General features: G+C 61.4%; 15 protein-coding genes. 3 read left to right on the top strand and 12 right to left on the bottom strand.

What is annotated here, in order from left to right; all coding sequences use genetic code 11:
* Position 1: 1 nt before the first annotated feature.
* From OHD62_RS10985 to tagH, 4 genes are all read right to left on the bottom strand, one after another.
* Entirely contained in the window at positions 2-766 is a 765-nt protein-coding gene (locus OHD62_RS10985) for a PP2C family protein-serine/threonine phosphatase (protein WP_263782715.1), read from the bottom strand.
* A 132-nt stretch (positions 767-898) separates the two neighbouring features.
* Positions 899-4,453, bottom strand: coding sequence for a type VI secretion system membrane subunit TssM (gene tssM, locus OHD62_RS10980; RefSeq protein ID WP_263782714.1), 3,555 nt, complete (start codon positions 4,451-4,453; stop codon positions 899-901).
* A 22-nt stretch (positions 4,454-4,475) separates the two neighbouring features.
* Positions 4,476-5,987: a type VI secretion system protein TssL, long form gene (tssL, locus tag OHD62_RS10975; RefSeq protein WP_263782713.1), complete on the bottom strand. Its 1,512-nt coding sequence runs from the start codon at positions 5,985-5,987 to the stop codon at positions 4,476-4,478.
* Between the two features lie 410 nt (positions 5,988-6,397).
* On the bottom strand, positions 6,398-7,486 hold the full coding sequence (tagH, locus tag OHD62_RS10970; RefSeq protein ID WP_263782712.1) for a type VI secretion system-associated FHA domain protein TagH: 1,089 nt from the start codon (positions 7,484-7,486) through the stop codon (positions 6,398-6,400).
* A gap of 254 nt (positions 7,487-7,740) precedes the next feature.
* On the opposite strand from tagH, the gene OHD62_RS10965 reads away from it, so the two are divergent.
* From OHD62_RS10965 to OHD62_RS10955, 3 genes are read left to right on the top strand one after another with little or no spacing between them, the layout of a single operon-like run.
* Positions 7,741-10,068: a type VI secretion system Vgr family protein gene (locus OHD62_RS10965; protein WP_263782711.1), complete on the top strand. Its 2,328-nt coding sequence runs from the start codon at positions 7,741-7,743 to the stop codon at positions 10,066-10,068.
* A 12-nt stretch (positions 10,069-10,080) separates the two neighbouring features.
* On the top strand, positions 10,081-10,506 hold the full coding sequence (locus OHD62_RS10960) for a DUF6484 domain-containing protein (RefSeq protein WP_263782710.1): 426 nt from the start codon (positions 10,081-10,083) through the stop codon (positions 10,504-10,506).
* Positions 10,506-10,862 (top strand): hypothetical protein, encoded by a 357-nt coding sequence (locus tag OHD62_RS10955; RefSeq protein ID WP_263782709.1) that lies wholly within the window; start codon positions 10,506-10,508, stop codon positions 10,860-10,862. Before OHD62_RS10960 ends, OHD62_RS10955 begins: the two co-directional genes overlap by 1 nt.
* Here the strand turns inward: OHD62_RS10955 and OHD62_RS10950 are convergent.
* From OHD62_RS10950 to tssK, 8 genes are read right to left on the bottom strand one after another with little or no spacing between them, the layout of a single operon-like run.
* Positions 10,832-11,704: a hypothetical protein gene (locus OHD62_RS10950; RefSeq protein ID WP_263782708.1), complete on the bottom strand. Its 873-nt coding sequence runs from the start codon at positions 11,702-11,704 to the stop codon at positions 10,832-10,834. The two genes, OHD62_RS10955 and OHD62_RS10950, sit on opposite strands and share 31 nt — an antisense overlap.
* Entirely contained in the window at positions 11,704-12,816 is a 1,113-nt protein-coding gene (locus tag OHD62_RS10945) for a DUF4150 domain-containing protein (RefSeq protein WP_263782707.1), read from the bottom strand. The genes OHD62_RS10950 and OHD62_RS10945 overlap by 1 nt, the downstream gene beginning before the upstream one ends.
* A complete protein-coding gene (locus tag OHD62_RS10940; RefSeq protein ID WP_263782706.1) occupies positions 12,813-13,838 on the bottom strand; it encodes a beta-ketoacyl synthase N-terminal-like domain-containing protein in 1,026 nt (341 codons plus the stop codon). Before OHD62_RS10940 ends, OHD62_RS10945 begins: the two co-directional genes overlap by 4 nt.
* Positions 13,835-14,941 (bottom strand): DUF2169 domain-containing protein, encoded by a 1,107-nt coding sequence (locus OHD62_RS10935; protein WP_263782705.1) that lies wholly within the window; start codon positions 14,939-14,941, stop codon positions 13,835-13,837. The genes OHD62_RS10940 and OHD62_RS10935 overlap by 4 nt, the downstream gene beginning before the upstream one ends.
* A complete protein-coding gene (tagF, locus tag OHD62_RS10930) occupies positions 14,941-15,468 on the bottom strand; it encodes a type VI secretion system-associated protein TagF (protein ID WP_318528606.1) in 528 nt (175 codons plus the stop codon). The genes OHD62_RS10935 and tagF overlap by 1 nt, the downstream gene beginning before the upstream one ends.
* Positions 15,465-19,001 carry a type VI secretion system membrane subunit TssM gene (gene tssM, locus OHD62_RS10925; RefSeq protein ID WP_263782703.1) on the bottom strand — a complete coding sequence of 1,179 codons (3,537 nt, stop codon included), beginning with the start codon at positions 18,999-19,001 and terminating at the stop codon, positions 15,465-15,467. The genes tagF and tssM (OHD62_RS10925) overlap by 4 nt, the downstream gene beginning before the upstream one ends.
* A gap of 1 nt (position 19,002) precedes the next feature.
* Positions 19,003-20,325, bottom strand: a complete 1,323-nt coding sequence (icmH, locus tag OHD62_RS10920) for a type IVB secretion system protein IcmH/DotU (protein ID WP_263782702.1) — start codon at positions 20,323-20,325, stop codon at positions 19,003-19,005.
* Between the two features lie 4 nt (positions 20,326-20,329).
* Positions 20,330-21,664, bottom strand: coding sequence for a type VI secretion system baseplate subunit TssK (tssK, locus tag OHD62_RS10915; protein WP_263782701.1), 1,335 nt, complete (start codon positions 21,662-21,664; stop codon positions 20,330-20,332).
* Positions 21,665-21,679 lie beyond the last annotated feature (15 nt).

The raw sequence follows: 21,679 nt of genomic DNA, 5'->3' as shown, positions 1-21,679 counted from the left end.
CTCAAACCTCCGCGGGTAGATCAGGACGGGATCCGTTGCTCCCGTCGCCGATCTTCACCAGCACGATCGTGACATTGTCAGTTCCGCCGCGCGCCAGCACCGTTTGCAGCAGGTTCTCGCACGCCGCCTGAGGTGTAGCGGACACCGCTGCCGCCTCGATCTCGGCGTCGGTGACGTGCGCCGTCAGCCCATCGGTGCTCAACACGAAAATGTCCCCGGGCATGATTTCGCCTTGCTGGAAATCGATGACGATCTCGTCGCTGACCCCAACTGCATGCGTAATGACATTGCGGCGCGGCCAGGTGAGCGCTTCGGCCGCGCTGATCATGCCCCTGTCGAGAAGTTCCTGAACTTCGGTATGGTCCTTCGAAATTTGCGAGATCGAGGCGTTGCGGATCAGATAGACCCGGCTGTCGCCCGCCCACAGGCATGCAAACCGCCCATTCATCGCCAGCAGGGCGGCGACGGTGGAGCCTATGGTTATGCCGCGAGACTCCGATATCCTGCGGATCTCGGCATTGGCCCGGCTCAATCGGTCCTCGAAGCGCGCGCGAAGATCCGGTGCGGAACTTGCGATGCCGATCGTTGCCAGATGATCGACGATGCTGGCTGAAGCGACTTCTCCGGCATCATGTCCACCCATTCCGTCGGCCACCACCCACAGGCCAGTTTCCGGCTCGACCAGATAGCTGTCTTCATTGAGCTCGCGGACACAGCCTCTGTGGCTAACGCCGAAGCTTTCAAAGGGAAGGGCGACATTGTTCAATTTGCCACCAAGCGCTTAGCAAGCGTCCTCTGCGGCGCATTTTCCAGCACATGCTCGCGCCAGTTTGCCACAGGCGCGAATATTAGAGTATCGAAATCAAGTCTGAGCGCCTGTTGCCTTTGGAAGGTCATCTCAGAACGCCTTTGGGCAGCTGAACCCGGAAAGCGCAGGAAGGAGGAACGGGTTGGGGTCCGAACCGGTCTGGATCGTGTAGGCGACGTCGCGTCCGCCGATCACGAAGCGGGCTTCCGTGTTGCCGCTGGTGCTGGTGATGGCCGCCTTGTCCAGCAGTCGCTTCAGTGCCCACGGACCGTCGAACTTGATGGCGGACTCACGGCCTGGCATTTCCGGCATGAGGCTCAGGCTGGCGGACGCGGAAGCCGTGCCGCTCGGCCAGGTCACCGTGCTTGGCGCATTGCCCGCCTGATTGCTTTGGACGATCTGGCCATCGACGTCGAGTATCGCCACATCGGCATCGCCATGCAGTGAAAACGGCGTAAAGGTGACGCTCACCGACGGCACAGAACCACCCGAGGGAAAGAAGGCGTTGCGGATTTCCGCAGCCAGCTGGAAGTCTTTCAAGGTCGATTTCGCGAGGTCGCGCCCGAACCGCGCATCCTGTTTCCAACTCCAGTCCTGGCCTGTCATGTCGATCAGCGATGCGAGATTTTGTGCGAAGAACCGGTCCATCAGCCCGCCTGGAGCGAACAGTTTCGCGAAATCCGCCATCGCAATGTCGTCAGTGCCATTGCCGGCGAAAGGATAATGTCCGTTGACCGCCTCTTCGCAGGCGCGTGTCACCGTCTGGTCGAGCATCTGGTTCAGATTCGCTACCGAGGTTTCGGCGACGTTGCCCTCAAACTCGTCGGCCGTGGCGTTGACCATGCGTGAGAGCTGTTTGGGCAGACGCGAGGCATTGGCGCGAAGGGTGGATATCTGCAGCTGCAGATTCGTGTTGACGCGTTCCGTCTGCAAAGGAACGTCGGCCGCCAGTTGCAGGCTCTGGTAGATGTCACGGAAATTCTGGGTCAATGCATCGATCGGGCGGCGTCCGGCAGAACCGTTCACCAGCGTCTGGAATGATCTGAACTGCGCTTCGATTTTTCCCCCGGGATGCTGGCTTTGCAGGTCAGCGGATCCCGCGCCGGCGCGGCTTTGCGATTTGCCTGTAGCAATCTGAATGCCGATGCGGGCCAAGCCCTTGGCGATATCTGCAGCCTTCTGCGGAACCGCGCCGGATTCTGGTTCGGCATCGGAGGCTCCGCTGCGTCCAGCTTCCCGCGTCAAGGCTGTCTCGTCGGCTATCGCCGTAAAAAGCTGGTCGATCGGCGAGGTTGGTGACGCAGCGGCGGAAAGCGCGATATAGTGCGGCTTGTCTTTCAGCATCGCTTTGAACCTCAATTCATCGAGAACGGCGTTCCACGCCGCGGCGAACTCCTTCCCGTAGCGATCGAGAAGTTCTGGGCCGAGCTTGAGCAGTTCCTGATCGATGCCGCCTTGCTCGCCGCCACCGCCGAGTACCCATTGGTCGTCGACCAGCATCTGCGCGACGCTCGAGAGTTGACCAAGGTAAAAGTCGTTGAAGCCGGCATAGGTGTAGATACCGGGAACACGAACATCAGACAGATCGCTGCCGTCGATACGCTCGAACAGCAACGGCGCTTCCGGGCCACCTTTCGCGGAAACAGAAAAATCGGCCAGCGCTGCCGCGTATACAGCTGACTTGATCAATGCGTTGGCGCGATCGGCAAGGCTCATGCGTCCGAGCGAGCGCTGGGCGGATTCGACAAGCGGCCGGTTAAGTTCGAAAACCGGGTCATAGGCGTCGTCCAGTGTAAGCATGGCGCGCAGATGCTTTTCGAGCTGCGCCCGTCCCTCGCGGTTGTTTTCGCCCGGATACCGGTTTTGCTCCCAATCCTGCCTCATCCAGGAAACGATCAACGCGTCGTCGACCTTCGGCGCCTTGCCGCCAAGCATCAGATAGATTTTCAACGGTTCATAGAGAGCGGCGGGGTCAGCCATCTTGGCCTGGATCGTCCGCTCGGCCTGAATCAACAGCCTCGCGCGGAATGTTCGCTCCAAGGCTTGCCGGTATGCCGTTTTGGATGCCGAAAGAAGTCTTTCGCGCTGACTGAGGCCGAACGTCTCCTCGACCGGTGTCGGCAAGTCGCCGGTTTCGAACCCTGCCGGCAGATTGCGCAGTTGGTCGAGCGGGCCAATGACGTTTTCGAGATCGACATCGGTGACCGTTGTGCTTTTGAGCAATGGGGCTGCCGTCTGGCGATACTGGCTTACAGCTTGCGTTGTAGAGGCGATCAGCGACCTGTTGGCCGTAAAGCTCAGGGCCAAGGTGCCCAGAGCCGCTGCAGCGATCAACGCTATTATGCCAAGGCCGCTATATCTGGCGATCGCCGCACGCCTTTCAGCCGATTTGTCGTATGAAACCCACCCGGCCTCCGCAAAAATGACGCGGGTGAGAAAGTCGTGCAAAAAGAAGCTTTTGCCGGTGCCGGACAGATGCTCCCTGGAAATACTGCCGAAACTGCGGCCGATTGCGCCCAGCACCTGGTCAATCGGTGTCCCTTCTTGCGTGCCTGACGAAAAATATAGTCCACGCAGGCTGACATTCACCTGGCTGCGGGCCGGATCGAACAGGCTGGCGACGAAAGTGGTAATCCGACCTTTCAGCGCGCCAAATTGTGCCGGAAAGCCAAAGATGGATATGCGCGCGACAGGATCAGCCTCCTCCTGCAGCCGGTCGGGTATCTCCTCCGCTAGCCGTTTTGCCAGCGCCTCGAACTCGGCCGGAGCCTCGCCGACCATGTTCTTGTTGCGATCCGTGGTCTGGAATGTCGCGCCCCATACCTTGCGTCGGCGCTGCTCGTCGAACCCGCCGAAATAGTCCATGAACCCGGAAACAAGGTCGGCCTTGGTGAAAAGCAGGTAGACCGGGAACTGGATTTTCAGCGTCTCGTGGATTTCTCGCAGGCGACTGCGTATTTCGACGATATGGGCGTCCAACTGCTGATCATCGAGGCCGATGAGATCGGCAAGGCTGATGGCCAGGATGACGCCGTTTATCGGTTGCCTGGTACGGTATTTCTTGAGCAGCGCTAGAAAGGCGAGCCAGCTCTTCTTGTCGCTCGGCGCGTGCGAATCCTGCGTCGTGTAGCGTCCGGCGGTGTCGATCAGCACCGCCTCGTCGGTGAACCACCAGTCGCAGGACCGTGTGCCGCCGATACCGGCCACCGGCTGGGCGTCACCCGACCCGGCAAGCGGAAATTTCAGGCCCGAATTGACCAGCGCCGTCGTCTTGCCTGCGCCGGGCGGTCCGATGATGATGTACCAGGGGATCGCATAGAGGAAGTTGCGCTTGCCGCTCGACCGCTTCAGCGTCGCAATGGCCTCGTTCATGCGCGCCTCGAGCACCTGCGAGTCGCCATCCCTGTCGTCGTTGCGGACGATTGCCGCTTCGAGCGCTTTCTGCGCCTTTCGCATTTGCCAGAAACGGAAGCCGTAGAAGAGCGCCGCGATCGCCAGGGTGACGCCTATGATCGCGCCACGCAGCCAGACAGGACCAAGCGGGCGGGTGTCGGCAAAGCGGATCAATGGCCCGGCAAACCAGATGGTTGCCGCGAAACCGGCCAACGCGATGACGCTGAATATCCGCAGCAGCCAACGCGTCATGGGCGCTTCCAGCCGGCCGTGCTCACAATGTCTCCTCCTTGGGGATCATCACGTCGACACGGCGATTCTGGGCGCGGCCTTCCGGCGTCGCATTGTCGGCGATCGGCTCGTCCTCGCCCTTGCCCTCGACCGTGATCCGCGAAGGCTGGCTGAACCGCGGCGCCATCATGCCTTCGACAGCCTGCGCCCGGGCGACGGACAGGTCGAAGTTGGATTTGAACGCGCTCGATTTTCGCGGCTTCACATTGTCCGTATGGCCGACGATCCTGATCGGTCCGGGCTCGGGTTCCAGCGCGGCGGCAATGTCTGCGGCTATCGGCCCGAATTCCGGCTTTATCTCGGCCCTGCCGGACTGGAACAGCAGGAGATTGTTGATCTCCACCACGATGAACCTGCCTTGCGTGCCGACGATCAGCCCGCCGCGCGCGATATCCTTGGCCAGTGCAGCGCGGATGCGATCGATCTGGGTGGGGGTGGCGGCGACAGGCGGGGCGACTTTCATCGGCTCGGCCAAGGGCGCCACGCTAGCGCGCTCGATGGTGACCGGCGTCGATGGATTGAGGGCCAGCAGTTCGCCGGCAACGGCATCGCCCTCATTGGTGATGAACACCCTCAACGTGAAGAATGCCGCCGTCAACAGCGCCGATGCAGCAGCCGCAACGACCCAGAGCGGCAGCCGGGTCGACGACTTCGCCATTGTCGCAGCCATGCCCTGCCAGTGCGGCGAGACCTCTTCGTCGGCGCGAGCCCTGAAGTAGCGGAGTGTGTCGTAGACGTCGCGTCGGACGCGTTCGAGATTGGTGTCCTCGCGCGCCAGGCCCCGATACTGGCCTTCGAACCCCAATGACAGGCAGGCATGCATCAGTTCCAGCAAATCGTAATGTGCCTCCGGGGTGGCCAGCAGCTTGTTCAGCGCTTCGAAGAAGCCGGTGCCGGTGGGTTCGACGTGGAAGAACCGCGGCAGCAAGCTATGCTGCGCCCAGGCGTCTTTCTTGGGCCAAGGCAGGTTGCCGATCAGATCGTCAGCGGTTTCGCAAAGGGCGAATTTTGCGATCCGGGCATCCTCTTCAGGAACGCCTGATTTCTCCATTGTGCGGTCGAACTTTTCAATCTCATCGGCGACATGTTCCGCCAACGGCTCCGCCTGTCTTTCGACGGGCAACAGCCTGAGCTGGCCGAACAGCATCAGCAAGGGCGCGGCCGCGGCGAGGATCGGGTTTGCCGCGGAATATCTGACGCTGTCCGTGGCGTTGAGCAGGACATCCTGCTGCATGGCCGGCGCCGCCGCGGAAGAGCCGGTTGCCATCGCGGCGTTGGAAAGCGCGCCTTGATAGATCACAGTTCCGGATGTCCAGCCCGGGGGCGTATGTGAGCCGACACCCGGATCGAAAATGGTTGAATCCTTGACCGGCGAGGGCTGCCTGCTGCCGAGAACAGGTCCCTGTGCAGCCGGCGGCGATTTCTGCTCGCGCCGTGGATTTGCGCGAATGACGGTCTTGCCCGCCGGGCCGGAAGGATTGTCCTTCGAGCTCATTGCGGATATTCCGTCCAGCCGCGATGCCCGCGCTTGCGCCAGACAAGCGCAAAACGGTTCCTGGTCATGTGCAGGAAATGCAGGCGCTGCTGACGAAGGCAGTGTCTGGAAGAAGGTCGGCTACAAAACACTATCCCGCCGTAACATGACATTTGCCGCAGACCCCTAGGTCAATCAGCCTTACCCGCTGGCGAACTGTCGTATGTGATCGTAATCTCAGAAGCTGTCGATTGGAACCTAAAGCAGTGCTGCGAAAGGATTTTTTCTTCGCCAACTACAGCGCCGCGCGTCCTTTGGACTCGCAAAGGACGCTCCAATACTTTCAAGTCGCCCAATCCGTTTCGCAACCGAAGGTCAGCGCAGCAAACGATCCGATTTCCGGGGCATGCGCCCGATTCAGTCTTCCCAGCCTATTTTTGCTTGTCGGCCTTGGCATAGGCTTCGCTGAAATAGGCCAGGAATATGTCCAGCATGCCGTTTTCGTGGGCTTCCTCCATGGTCCGCCATTTGGCGACAAAGGCATCCCAGGCCAGGCCTTTCTTCGAACTGAACGAGGTCGGCGGAAGCTTTTTGCCGATCGCCTCGGGCGACAAGTCGTCAAGCAGCCGGGAGAGAGCAGCTTGCATGGCTGCATAGGTGGCAAATTCGTGCGTCTTGAGATCGCGGAACGCGTCTTCGATACTGTGCCTGGCATCGAGATAGCCGGCTCTGCGCCGCGCGAACATGATCTCAAGGATGTCGTCGGTTCCCGGGACGAACTTTAGGGGATTGTTATCCGCGGCACTTATCATCGTCCGGTGTGTGCTCTTGGCCAGTATTTTCGCAGCCGCCCGTGCTTTCAGCAGCAAGGCCAGTTCCTCGACCACCGTCCGCAGCACCGCGCCGATTTCGGCAGCGACTTCATGCTTGTCACGCAATTGAAGCAATTCCGGTGAAATGCCGGCTCCGATTGCGATTGCCCGCAGCACCTCGTCTGCGTCAGGGGCGCGCGGTGCTGGCTCCGTCGAGGGCGGAGGAATAGGCTGCAGCAAGGAAGACGTCGACGCTGACGCCCGCTGCCGGAGTTGCTGCTCGGCCGGACTGAAGAAAGGCTCGTTGCTGAAATCCAGCGGTCGGCCCGTGGTAACCGGCATTTCCCGTTGCGTCGAACCGCGATTGCCTTGAGCATGGCCTGTCGTCGCGCGCTCGTCATCAATCGCTACGGAGATGACGTAGCGGCCGATCAGCAGCCGGTCGCCATGACTGAGTCTATGCGGGCCAGTCATGCGCTGGCTCGATCCGTTGATGAAGGTTCCATTGCGCGAGACATCGTGCAGCCAGAACGCGCCAGCGTCGTACCTGACCTCGCAGTGCCGGCCGGAGACGAATTTGTCAGGGTCGGACAAGGTCCAGTCACAAGCCTCGCGTCCGATTTCGAAGCCGCGATCACGGGCTGCATAGCCGGTGGGGATGCCAGCGGGCAGGGCGTCGACATTGTTGATCTGCAGCCTGATGAACATCCAAAATCGCCGTCGATCGCCGATCGATACGCCACCATTCTAGCAGCTTGCAAGTATAACAGGACAGCAGCGTTTCAAGCCGGTGAAATCGATAAGGCAGGGTCCAGCTGCCGCTCGTTCTTTTTTTGGTCGGCAGGAAAACCTGTGGTAGGCTCAACATGGCCTAGTGTGGCGTTCCTGAAGGTGATGCTGATCACATAGCAGGAACTTCAAATCCGCCACACTAGCGGCCGCGTCCAGGAGGGGCACGACCCATGCCGAACGAACGTGCTACGGTTGTGCAGACACCGGTTGGCGCCGAGTTGTTGACCTTCACCCATCTTATCGGGCGCGATGAGATCAGTCGTTGTCTGGCCTACACTGTCGGGTTCGTCAGCAGCAGCCCCGATATCGACCCGCTCAAGATGCTGGGCGGTGCTGTCTCGATCGAAGGTGAATCCGATCCGAAACGCTGGTTCAGCGGCCTGATCTCGGAATTTCGACTCACCCGGATCGAGGACAGGCTGGCATATTACGAAGCGGTCATCAGGCCATGGCTCTGGTTCCTCGGCAACACAACCGACTGCCGCATTTTCCAGAACATGAGCGTTGTCGAAATCGTCGAGGAGATTTTCTCGAAATACAGCACGGCAAAATTCGAGAAACGCCTGCAGGGGTCTTATCCGCCGCGCGAATACTGCGTGCAGTATGACGAGACCGATCTCGATTTCGTGCAGCGGCTGCTCGAGCACGAAGGCATTCTGTATTTTTTCGAGCATGACGAGGGCAAGCACACGCTTGTGCTCGCCGATGCAATGAACAAGCTGAAGCCTGCGCCGGGCTATGAGAAAGTGCCTTATCACTTTGAAGGGCAGGGCTCGCGGCGCGATGTCGAGTATATAACGGAGTGGATTCCGGGCAGTTCGGTGCGGCCGGGCGCCTATGTCCATACCGACTATGACTTCGAAAAGCCGGGCGCCGACCTGATGGCCAAATCGGCCCAGCCGTTCGGTCACAAATTGGCGGCGGGCGAGAACTACCGCCAGCCCGGCGCACATCTCGACGTTGGCCGCGGCGATAGCCTGGCGGCGATCCGGCGCGAGGAACTCCAGGCCGTGCACCAGCGCATCGCTGCGGTCGGAACCGTGCGTGGGCTGTATTCCGGCTGCACGTTCAAGCTGGACGGTTTTCCACGCGAGGATCAGAATCAGGAGTATCTGGTGGTCAGCGCCGAATACCGGCTGTTCGATCCAGGCTACAGAGCCCTTGCCGATGTCGGCAGCGAGAACTTCAAGGTGATCCTGGGTGTCGCACCGACTGCCTTGCCCTATCGTCCGCCGCGGATCACGCCCCGGCCGATCATGCGCGGCCCCCAGACGGCGACGGTGGTCGGCCCATCCGGAGAGGAGATCTTCACCGACAAGTATGCCCGGGTGAAGGTCCAGTTCCACTGGGACCGTCTGGGCAAGAAGGACCAGAACAGCTCCTGTTTCGTGCGGGTCTCGCAGACCTGGGCCGGCAGCGGCTGGGGGTTTATCCAGATACCGCGCATCGGCCAGGAGGTCATCATTGATTTCATTGAAGGCGACCCGGATCTGCCGATCATCACCGGCAGGGTCTACAACGCCTCGCAAATGCCGCCCTACGGGCTGCCGGGCAGCGCCACGCAATCCGGCTGGAAGTCGGACTCCTCCAAGGGCGGTGGCGGCTACAACGAGCTGATGTTCGAGGACAAGGCCGGCTCCGAACTGGTCAACTTCCAGGCGCAGAAAGACCACAACCTTCTGATCAAGAACGACCGCACCAAGCTGGTCCAGCACGACCAGTCGGACCGCATCGACCACGACGCCAAGCACTCCGTCGGCCATAACCTCGACGAGGACGTCGGCAACAACAAGACGGTCAAGGTCGGCGTCGACCAGACCACGAACATCGGCAGCAACGACACCGAGACGGTGGGCAAGAACCGGTCGCTGACGGTGGGTGTCGATGAGACGATCAACATTGGGTCGAACTCCACCGAGACGATCGGCGCCAACCACACGCAGACCGTGGCGCTCATCCAGACGATCACCGTCGGTGCGGCACGTATCGATTCAGTGGGTGCCGTGGAGACCCGAACTGTCGGGGCGGCTCAGATGAACACCATTGGTGCCACGCGATCGGTCAGTGTTGGTCTCGCGCAGAGCCATGACATCGGCACCTCCGATAGCTGGAGCGTCGGCGCAAGCCAGTCGGTCGCCATTGCCGAAGATCAGACCGTCCAGATTGGCGGTGGGCAGAGTTTGGTAGTCGGCAAGAGCCGCAACACGTCGATCGCGCAAGAAGACACGACCAACGTCGATGGCGCGCGAGTGCTCAAGATTGCCAAGACGAGTTCGGTCGACATCGGCGATGACGCCGGCATGAAATCAGGCAAGAACCTGACGATCGAGGCGGCCGATTCGATCACTCTGAAATGCGGCTCCGCGGTAGTTGTATTAAAAAAAGACGGCTCGATTTCGATCGAAGGCAAGGATATTTCCGTAAAGGCTTCTAGCAAGATCAACATCAAGGCATCGAGCGACATCATAATGAAGGGCTCAGAGATCAAGCAGAACTAACAAGAGGCGACGATGGCGGAGACGATTGAACGTATTGAGGGTGTCGTTATCGGCATTTTTCTCGGTTTTGGCGAGCATGCGCCTTTGGTGGTGTTCCCCGGCAACCCGAAAACGACCGCCATCCCGGCGCGAAGTTTGACGGAACTCACTTCAGCAATGATCGGCGCGGAGGTTGCACTATTGTTTCAGGAAGGAGATCCCGGACGACCTCTCATTGTGGGTCGGATCGTGGAGCCTTCACGCAAGACGCCGTCTCCGCATATCGTGCGCGACGGCGAAAGCGTCACGATCACTGGCGACGAGCGCATCGAGTTGCGTTGCGGCAAGGCGACGATCATCATGGAGAAGGACGGCCACATCACCATCCGTGGCAGCTACGTTACCAGCCACGCCAGCGCTGCCAACCGCATTCGCGGCGGCTCGGTGAACCTGAACTAATGCCGGCGCCGGTGGTCCGAGAGATTGTGCGCCAGCACGCCGAGATGGCCGCGTTCCTCTGGACGATTTACGACCACCATTTGCTGCACCCGGGCAAGAACCCGGACATGGACGAGGAGCGCCTGGCTCGGTTAATAGCGCGACTGGAGGCGCATCTCGATGGGCTGAGGGTTGCAGGCGACGCGGGCCGCGAGATCGCGAGGTCGCTCTACGAGGAGTATCCCGAGGCGGGCGAACTCTTCGTGCTTCGCATGGTGGCGACCAAGACGGAGGTCCGGGTACGAGACCTCGATCTGACAAAGGTTCGGGCCTATCTGGCCACCCCTCAACCGGGGAGCTGGCGACCGAAGAAGTAGCGTTTGCCGGGTTGGAAGTGATCGAAGGTGATTTCGTCCGCCGCCTGCTCGAGTCGCATGGCGGCGCGTTGGGGTTGGAGGTTGAGTTTATCGTAGAAATCGGAAAGATCAACGCCTGCAAAGGCTTCGATCAGAACCTTCTCGAAGTATATCTTCTCGTAAAAGCTCGGTTTTGCCAGAGCATTCAATAGTTTCCCGAAGACATCGAGTATGTCAACTGGTCGACCATTGTGAAATGCAGAATGTTCATGCCTTGGGAATTCACTAAGCTTCTGGACGGCTGTATCACGAATGAAGTTGACGAAGCTCGTTTTGTCGAGCTTGGCTTGTGCTTGTATGATTTTTGAAAGACGTTTGTCGTAGCCGACGTCATCCTCCAAAATCATTGAGTAGATGCATGCGATTTCGCGATGATTGATGTCCGGCGCGAGGACAGAAAATGCGTCTACCCCCATCCTGACACAATCATAAATCTGAGACTCCGTAAGCAGCTTGAACATGTAATATGCGATGTATTGATTCTTGTGGACGGTTACTTCCTCCTCAAAGAACCGGTACAATCTCACAATTTCATTGTGTGGCATGGAAAATGAGTAAAGCAAGATCAGGTTGTGCCAGATAATTCCATTAATATTCCTCTTCAGGTATTCGGGAACAATTCCAAAAATGCCGAGGTCTTCTTCTAATCTGTGCTTTAGAAATATTCGTGAGGCAGTGGAATAATCGAGGTCGTCGAGTTGCCTTGCATCCGTGATTTCAAAAGTGATGCGCTGGCGGTCAAAGAACGTGTTCCCCAACCGAAGAAATGGGCCTTTGAATTCGAGTTCTCGCCTAGCGACCATCAGCCGAACCCCTGGAGTTCACCCTGGAAGTTATCGAGCTCTTGACATGGTTCGGACAAGGCCTGGTGCGGGATTATGTTGCCGGTGCCGGTGGGACAACCACCGGCACTAAGCGGCGTCATATGGTTGTTTCTGTTTTCGTGGCCGCCGACCCCGGTTGCTACGTTGGTACCGTGTGTGCGGTCCCACTCGCGCTTGAATTCCTGGCCGAACTCCTCAGTATACCCCAAGTCGGCAGGCTCCGGCATCGGCGGCGCTCCGGTTCGGTCAAAATGAACGCCGCAGTCCTGGTCGGGCGGATTGTGCAGGTTCGGGCAAGGGTTGGGCGCGTTCCTCGCGTCCCTTAGATTTTGGTATCTTCCGTCGAAATCAGCCAGCGCCTCTCTCCTCTGCTGCAGGCGGTTCGTCTCCAGCTGCAGGTTGTTCCCAATCGCTGCCTCCGCCGCTGCAGGAGCCCTAATGAATTGCTCTTCCAGTCGAGGAATCTGGGCTTCGGAAGCGGCGACATCCGCGGCGAAATTTCCCCGGCCGTTCTGGTAGCGTCGCTCATAGTACTCGGCTTCCGGGACCGTCGGAAGGAGATTCCCTTCAGCGTCGAGCTGGTGCGGGTGGGCGGGGCTTACGTGGCAACACGGGCATTCCGTCTGTGGAGGCCCGCCGCCATCCCCATCGCCGCCGCCACCTTCGCCGACGTGGACGTTGGGCGGATCGTTTCCAACGGCTCCTCCGGCATGGTTGGTGGTTGCGAGGTCAGTGAAGCGGCTCACGGGCTCTCCGTCGGCCTTGACGTTGCCGGACCAAGCCAGAGCGTAGGCTTTCCCGGTGTTCTTCGAGGTGACCACGCCTTTCTTGGCGGCGCAGCCTGCCTCGGTACCGGAGGTCTTGCTGTAGTAATGCAAGTTCTTCTGGCTGATGGTCTCGTTGCCGATCTTGACCGATCCCGTGCCCTTGTCAGTGTCGGAATCGACGCCGAAGGACGGGTAGGGGACGGGAACGCCGGGAGGAGTCGCGGGGTTCTCGGGCGGGGTGAGGCAGACGTTAGGGAACGAGGCGATGATCTTGTTGCCCTGCTTCTTGCAAGCGATCTCGAGGCCGTTGGCGAAGACCGTCATGCGGCCACCCCTGCAGCAAGGACGGCGGCGCCGCATTCGCCGACGTCATTTGAGGCCTCGACGAGAACCGGATTGCCGGCTGCGTAGCCCTTGGCGGCGGCGGTGAACGCCATGCCGATCATGAGCGGTACCGCGGCGGCGCCGATATTGCCTAGCGACTCGGCGGGGCTCCAGAGGTCAAGGAAGTCGGCTCGGTCGCGCATAAGCCGAAGCGTTGCGAGCGCTGACTGCTTGAACCAGTACTGCTCGCCGATCAAATCGGCGATGCGGTAGCCGAGACGGTTCATCGGCACACCGGTTTCCTCGAGCGCCGCACGGTAGGCGGAGGTCATGCCGTCGCCACGCAGCGCAAGATCGCCCGGATTGTAGATGAACGCCGGCTCGCGAGCGAGACCGACGCCAAAGAGCCGCAACCGGCCGCCGCCGGAGGGAGCGCAGATGAACGCCGCCGCCGCCTCGCCGGGGATGAAGCCGTTGGGATTGTCGGGGGTGAGCAAGCGCTTTGCCGCGAGGTAGTGGTCGACAGTGCGGCTGGTGAGATAGCTGTCGACGCCGGCGATCATCACATAGGGTGCTTCGCCGGAAGCAATCAGCCGACGAGCCTGGTCGAGCGCGACGTGTCCTGATGGACGGCCATGCGCGATGATCCGGGAACGCGCATGCGGCTCGACGTCCACGATGTCGGCGATGCGACGGAGCAGACCCGCACCGTCTCGGACCGGTCGGCCAGGTCGGCCTTCCTCGGCCAGGCAAAGGATGAGTGCGGTCTGGCCGCGCGCTCGCGGAACAGCGTCGAAGGCTTCGCAGATGGCGCCGGCGGCGAGGTGAGCCAAGCGCTTTTCGCCTATCCAGTTACGCGGCAACGGAACGGGGGCACCAACCAGACGCTCGTGGTTGGAGGTCACGAACCGCGTTTCCTGAAAGCCGTCCAGACGTGCTCGCATCGCAGCGCAGGCCGAAGGCGCGTCGAGGCCGACCGCAGTCACCATCCCGATCGAGACGATATCGATCGTGGCCGTCACGCGTTTTCTTCCTCTTTTGCGGTTCCGGTTGCCGCCGCTGCACGGATATAGACGCGGCCAGTTACGCGAGCCCTCACCATGGATTCGGTCGGCGGGCCGACCCAGCACTCGCTGAAGTCGAGGATCGTGCGGTGGATTCGCTGCGATGCACGCCAGACGAGGGAAAAACGTCGGTTCTCCGGATCGAACAAAACCGTGTCCGGCAGAATTTCTCCTTCAAAAGCTTTTTCGCGGCCTCTGAACAGGGTCATCGGCAATGCAGTCAACGGCAACCTGAAACTAACTCGCCCCTCGGGCGTCAAATTCACCAGTTGCACCTCTTCGCCGCCTCTCGGCAGATCGATCTGCTGGTCGGGCGGCGCCATCTGGAAATAGCGTTCGTCAAAATCGGGCGGCAGGAACGGAAAGATGTTTTTGGTCCAGTTGTCGTCATAGGTGCCGCCGTACTCAATCCTGCCCGGCCAGCCGCGACCCATCGGCCCAAAACTCATCGGCTTGTAGTCGCCGAAGGGTGAGCGGATGTCTTCGCCGACAGCTTGCGTATTCGGTAGCCGCAAGCCGGGAATGAGGCGTTGGTTCTTGGCCCGCGACCAGCCTGTGCCGACCGGGTTGTGCTTGTAGCTGGCGGGAAGCTTGTCTTCCGGGTCCAGTCTGTCGACGCCTCCCCATGCAACGTCATAGGCGATCGGCATCTTGATGAACGGCTGCGGCGAGGTCGACGTAAAAACTGGTCCAATGGCGCGCCATTCGCGCATACCCACCACCTCGAACAGTTTTGACCAATTGCCCACCTTGATGCCGACCGGCACACGCTCAACTGGTCTGCCGTTTGGTGCGTAAGCACAGCCATTGGCAACAACGTCGCAGCGCGGCTTGCGGAAGGCGAAGTCGGTTTCCCACAGCGTGGCCGAATAGCCGGGCATGCCAGTATGGGTGTCAGCCATCACCAGCGGAACCTGCTCGATCGATTTCTGCACCAGTCCGCTGGGTTTGTTCGGGAAGTCGAAAGTCCCCTTCACCACAACGACCAGCCAGTCGTGTCCCGCGACATCGGTCGCCGTGGTGAATTGGTGCGGATATCCCATCTGGTTCCAGATCTGCATCAGCTGGTCTCCCAGCTGGCGGCCAAGATCTGCTCCAGCGTCTCTTCAGGCGATTGCGGATCGATATCGAAAATGTCGGAATGCGCAGTCCACATCACCAGGTCGGTAATGATCTCACTGCCCGGCTCTACGGGCGGCACCGGCAGTGCCGCCAAGGCGGTATCCAGTTCATCGGGCGTCAGCTCGCCATGTTGTGCTGCGATGGCCGCCTCTTCGATTCCGGCAAACCATGCTTCCGCATGGGCCAGTTGGAAGGGAGCTTCGGAGAGCTGGGCGACGACACTCAGTGGAAACTGCCTGCCTACCCGGTCGGCGCTCTGCAAGATGATGCCTACCGATGCGCCGAAGGAAGTCGGGCCGGCCAGGAAGCGCAACGCGGTGCTGCCGGGCCACCCCTCTCGGCTCATCAGCGGGACGATGTGCTGTGCCAGCCAGCGGTCCCAACTCCGGACAAAGTCCCCCGGCAGCCGCCGCGTGACGAAATCGCCGGTGGCAGGCATTTTGCCGTAAAAGCCGGGCAGGATCATATCTGGGGTGGACATGAGAACTTCTTGAACATTTCAAGATTGTAGGGATTTTCGACGCTCGACGCCTTAAGCTCGAAATCGGCGTACATGCCTTGCGTCCCCAATCGCAGGCTGTAGACGTCAGACAGCGAGGTGCCGGTGAAACGGCCGCCGCGCAGCATCCTCAGCCATGCCCAGCTGCCGGTCTCGTTGAGCATGATTTCGGGAGAGCCGTCGATCGGCTGGAAGGCGAGCGAGATGACGCCGGTTCCATCCTTGCCGGGCCAGGTCATCGGCTGCGGGCGCGTCGCGTTGTTGAAGTAGGCGAGGTTCTGGCCATCGAGATTGAGCGTCACACGCGTGACGTTCGGAGACAGATCCTTGGGCTCAAGCGTGAAGTTCATCACCGGGCCGGTGCCGCCGGGAAACAGGTCGTCGCGGATGTGCCTTGCCTGTTCAAACGCCGCCAGCGCCACGGGGTCGAGGCCGAAATCGGCGCGCCATTTCCAGGGCTCGCTGGCGGTGTCGACATAGTTGATCAGATGGTCGTTGATGAAGGCGTCGATCAGGCCGGCCGGCCCGAACAGGCGCTGGAAGTCGCGCACGTTGACGTCGACCGCGCTCTCGGGGCTGAACGGGTAGCGGTTGTTGAGCGCGGCCTGGCAGAAGGGCAGGATGTCGGCGCGCCAGATGGCGTTGAGCTCGTTGGTCACGGCCTTCTGCGTCAGGTCGCTGGTGTCGCCGGCGATGCCGCCGAGCCAGTCGTCGACTGGATCCGGCAGTATCTGCGCTTGCCTGGCAACCGCTCCTGTCAGCTCGGCGAGGCCGCCCTGCTTCTTGATGGCGTCCTGGGGGTCGGGATTGGCCGTGACCGTCTGCAGCACGTTGGACAGGGCGGTCAGAGCCACCACCGCTGCATCAAGTGCCGGCGGCTGGCCGTCAACCTCGGCGATTGCGCCCTTGAGCGGCTTGAAATGTTCGGCCACCAGATTGCCGGTCATATCGACCTGGTCGGCGGAGCCCGCGCGCGGCAAGAGCTTCGCCCCGGTCTTCACGATCTTGCCAAGCTTGCCGAGTTTGCCGAGCAGTTTCGAGCCGGTCTTGGCTGCTGCCTTGTTGTCGGCTGGCGCTTCATCGGATCGGGTAAGCTCGGTCTCCTGAATGACTGCCGTAAGCAGGCGTTTCAGCGCGGAATCGGCGCTTGAAAGGTCCTTGAGATTCTCGCTGGCGACATTCAGGTCGGTCAATGGCGCGAGCCTCATATCGCGCAGGAAACTGTCCCATTGCGCGATGTAGTCTTCGTAATAGAGCTTCAGAATGTCCTCGGACAGCGCCGAGACAGAGGTTTCGGAATTCTCCGAGCAGCCACCGGCGAAGACCGCCCGATCCAGCGCCGCCTGGGCTGCGACATCCTCGACCCGGTCGAGAATGGCGTCGTGGAAGCCGGAATAGGTGAATGCTCCCGAAATGCCGACGCGAAGCGTCTTGTCGGAACGCCGCGCAAAAACCTTGGCGCCGTTGGGGCCGGCGAAATTCGCGGGGATCCATTCCTTCAGCCCGGCCACTGCCGGGTCGGCCAGCAACTGCCTGTAGGCACGCGCCGGCAACGAAATCGTGCAGACTGTTTTCAGCGCCTCGGCGACCAGCGCCTGATCCGGCGCGATGTAGCTGTCGTCGACCGCCATGCGGCGGATCGCGGCAAGCTGGTGCTCTTCTGCGTCAGCGGTCGGGAAGGGCGCCGCCGGTGCGAACTCGGGCAAGTCGTTCACCCACCAGTTCTGGACGAAATCGGAATCCATCTGCGACAGGCCCGTCATCATGCGATAGGTCTTCAGCGCGCCCAGCATGAAATCCGGATCGCGGATCTGCCGCCACATGGTTGCCTCGAGCAGAGCGACCATGTGCGGCTCGAGAACATTACGCAGAGCGTGGTCGTAAGTGTCGGCCTGCGCCCGCAGCAGTTCGGCCGAGGCCGATGGTCCCAGCAAATCCTGGGCACTGCTCGGCGGTGCCGTTCGGGCATTTGCGACCTCGGCCATCGCATTGAGCGCGCCATCGATGGCCGGCTGCTCCACCGACGCCGGGTTTGCCGCAGCCGTGGTCAGCGGCGTCTGCAGCGCCTCGAACTGGCTTGCCTGCGCCGTTATCGCATTGCGGTTGTCATAGTAGGACCAGGTGAACACTGAGCCGGCCAACAGGGCCGCGGCGGCACATGCGGCGGCGGCGCCACGCCAGATCCAGGCGCGGCGACGCTGCGCCAGCGGATCGAACGTTCCGAGGCCGGCTTCCCTGAAGATGACCTCGGTCAGCAGATTCTTTAGGAAAAAGCTGCGTTTTTCGATGCGCTGCGCCGGCATGGCCCGCCGCGGCGGAAGACCGAAGGAAGACGACAGCGCCGCGGCCAGCCGGTCGATGGGCGCCCCTTCCTGGGTCGCTGACGTCAGATAGAGGCCGCGCAGCCAGGCGGCTTCTTCGTACCGGCTTTCGCCGAACATTGCCTCGATCAGCACCTGGATTGGTTCGGACAGACTTGCGAGCTGGGCCGGAAACCTGAAGATCTCGGCGCGGGCGGCGAGTTTGTCCTCGTCTTCCAGGCGCGGCACCAGCCGCCGCTCGAGTTCCGTCGACAGGGTGGCGATTTCCCGCTCTATGATCTTTGCGTCGACACGCGCGTCCAGCGCGAAGGTCGTCCCCCACACCTGTTCGCGCGAGGCCGTCGACAGGCCGCCGAAGAAAGCCTCGAAACCCTTGATCAGGTCGGCCTTGGTCAGCATCAGATAGACAGGAAGGCGGATTTCGAGCCGGTCGTTGAGCTCTGCCAGCCGACGGCGGATCTTGCGACCATGTGCCTTGATGGCTTCGTCGCCCTCCGAAAGCACGTCGATCGATAGCGCGACGATCACGCCGTTCAGCGCCCGGCGACCCCGGTGCTTCTTCAAAAGGTCGAGGAAACCCAGCCATTCCGCCGCATCGACGTCGGGCTGGCTCTCCTGCTGAACATAGCGGCCGGCCGTGTCGATCAGAACCGCGTTCTCCGAAAAGAACCAGTCGCAGTTACGTGTGCCGCCAACTCCCTGCAGGTCGTCGGTCAGGTCGATCGGAAAGGTTAGCCCGGACTGCCGCAGGGCCGTGGTCTTGCCAGTGGCCGGCGGCCCAACGATCACGTACCAGGGCATCTCGCGCAGAAACTTGCGCCCGCCCAGCTTGCGGCGCTTCAGTTCGGCCATCACTTCGGCGAACTTGGCACCGACGGCGGCGACGTTCTCCTCGCCGGGGCTGAGCGGCTTTTCCACCGCTGGCGCGGCGATCTCGGCGACGAACATGCGGTTGGCACGGATCGCCCGGCGCTGGGCGACGATCAGCCAGATCAGCCAGAAGATGACCAGCAGCGCAATAATGACGATGCGCACATTTTCCGACGCGAAGGGTTCGTAGGCACCAACCCTGACGATCGGACCGAACACCCAGATAACCAGGGAAAGCAGCGTGATGCCGATCAGCGTCCAGAGCCAACGCGATGTCAGAACCGCCCAGAGGAAGCGCAGGATAAACATCTCACAGCCTCTTTTCGACCAGCACCTCGACACGGCGGTTGAGGGCCCGGCCTTGGCGCGTGCTGTTTTTGGCTACGGGATCGGTGGCTGCGCGGCCTTCGGAACGAACGCGGTCCTGCGGCACTCCGTTCTGAATCAGCATATTGGCAATCGTCGCCGCGCGCGCTTCGGACAGCCGCTGGTTGGTGGAGAGCGGGTTGGAGCTTTGCAGCGGAACGCTGTCGGTGTGGCCGACCACTGTGATGTTTCCGATCAGTTCTTGATTGGCGAGGATCACCTTGGCGATAGAACCGATCAGGGGCTCGAAACCTTCTGTCAGTTGTGCCCGCGACGACTGGAACAGTTCGGGGTTGGAGGCCTGAACGACCAGCTTCGCCAGCGAAACGCTCTCGGTGCCTTTGAGGGCCGACCTGAGATTGGCCGGCGCTCCGGCCCGAAATTCCGGCAACAGCGCAAAATCCACGGCCTCTGGCGGCGGTGCGTCGACCTTTGGCGATGTGCGGCTGATATCCCCCGGCGTGGGAGGCGGCAGCGCGCGGACAAGCGCGGAAAGCTCGACCGCCTGGCTGCTCAGCCCCATCGAGAGCCCGATATGGATGGCGGTGGCGATAACCGCCGCACCGAGCGCCATCACCCAGATCGGAACGATGAAGCGCTGCGGCTCGTCGGATGCGATCACGCCTTTCCAGTTCGGCGACAGCGGCGCGGCTTCGGCGTCGGTATCGCGCAGGAAGCGTGCCGCAGCCACGCGAACGGCATTGAGCGAGCGGTCGCCCGACCGGCCGGGCACGCGATACTTGCCGCGGAAGCCGAGCGCCAGGCAATGATATTGCAGTTCAAGCAATTCGCGATCCCGGTTCGGGTGGCGCTCCAGTTCGTCGAGACGGGTGAAGAACTGCGTGCCGGCATCGACATCGCCGCGGAGCATGACCACAAGCGGCTGACGCGGCCATGCGCTTGCACCACCCCATGGTGTGTTCAAGGCAAGATCGTCGAGCAGCGCCGCCACCACCCAGGCCGCCTGATCGGCCCGCTCCAGCGAGGACCCCGACGCCATTGCGGTATCGCGTGCCCGAACCAGTTCGTCGAGCAACCGGGTGCGCAGCGCTTCCGGATTCTCCGGCGGCAGCGCGCTTTCAAGTTCGGGCGCGAACTCGAGCAAGGGTGCGAATGCGTTGACAAGTGCGTTCGGGTGAGCGCGGGACCGTTTTATCGGCGCGCCTGGCAAGAGCGGCGCCATCGGGCGCGGCATCGGCGCGCCGGTCAGCCGTATGCGAGTGCGTTCACGATCCTCCGACAGTCCGAAAGGATCATCCCGGCTCATGATCTCACCTGTTCACCGAATAGCAGTCCACCTGCGGCTCGCTCGGCAATACGCCCGAAACGCCGATGACGAAGCCTGGGGCATCGAGCAGCGAGGCCCAGTGCTCGCTTTTCTGGTCCAGCTCAAGGCACAGCCGATCGCCGTCGTACGGGATTTCACGGGGTTGCGAATGCAGTGGTTTCAGCGGGATGCCGGGCAGGCGGGATTTCCACAGGCCCTCGAACTGATCGGCTGCGCCGACAGTCGCCTGATTGACGAATATCTTGCGCAGCGCGTCCTCCGACAGCTCGGACCCGACCCGGATGACGATCCGGCTGGCCACCAAAAGCTTCGGGTTGTCGATGCGGATTTTCCAGACATTGGTCGAATGCCGCATGACGGGCAGGGCGCGTGATTTCGGCTCGATGTAGCGCAGGCTCAGAATGAGCGAGCGCAAGGCGTCCGCCAGCGCCGAATATGCGGGGCCAGGCGCCATGTGATCGTAAGCCGGCAACTCGCCCAACCGCCGCGCGCTGGAGCCATAGGTCGCCATCGAACCGGCAAGACCGGCAAGCTCAAGATAAAGCTCGGCCGGATGGAAAACATCCTGCGCCAGCATGTGGGCCAGTCGCGGCCGCGCCGCATTGGCAAGATTGAGCATCAACAGGTCTTCGACGCTGCGGCCTGGCCCGCCCATGACCATCTTGCCATGCGCCTCTGCGATCTGGTCGAGGCCTGTGACGACTTCCTGGAGCAATTGCCGATACCAGGCAACCGCGCCGGTAACCAGTGTCGGCGGCAGGAACGTCTCGTCCAGTGACACCCCGCCGTCGGCTCGAATGCCCTTGATATCGGCTATGGGCAGGGCGGTGTAACCGCCAACCGATTTCCCGGGGGCAAGCAGCAGCGCCTGAGGACGGGCGATTTCGATCTCTTCGGGGTCTGAACCTCCTTGCACGGCGTCCCGCACCGCAACAATCCGCCCATGATAGCGTGCGCCGGTGGACGCCGTGTGTGCCGGATCGAAGCCGATGCCGCCGGGAGGCTCGAGCGGCAGGGCGACCAGCACTGAGCCGGCGCCTGTATCCGCCGTGACCGGCAGCGGTCGCGGCGCGTCCATCATGTCTGGAATGGAAAAGGGCGTCCCGTCCGGGAAGATGCCACGGGCCGACAGGATCGAGACCTGGCCGGCATCGAGCAATGCCTGGTCCAGCGTCAGCTGCTGAAAGCCGAATGTATGGAGCTGCCCGGCCTGCAACGCGCCGCGCACAGTCGCCTCGAAAAAACGGTCCTGCTGCTGGAAATGCTGGGTCCGCAAAAACAGACCTTCGGACCACAGCACCCTGTTTGCATCGCTCATGCCGCCACTCTCTGC

Origin of the sequence: Mesorhizobium sp. YC-39 (genome assembly GCF_025753795.1) — a bacterium.
In the GTDB taxonomy this organism is placed as follows: Bacteria; Pseudomonadota; Alphaproteobacteria; order Rhizobiales; family Rhizobiaceae; genus Mesorhizobium.
The sequence above is the reverse complement of the archived record's forward strand: the minus strand, read 5'-3'. Positions and strand labels throughout refer to the sequence as shown.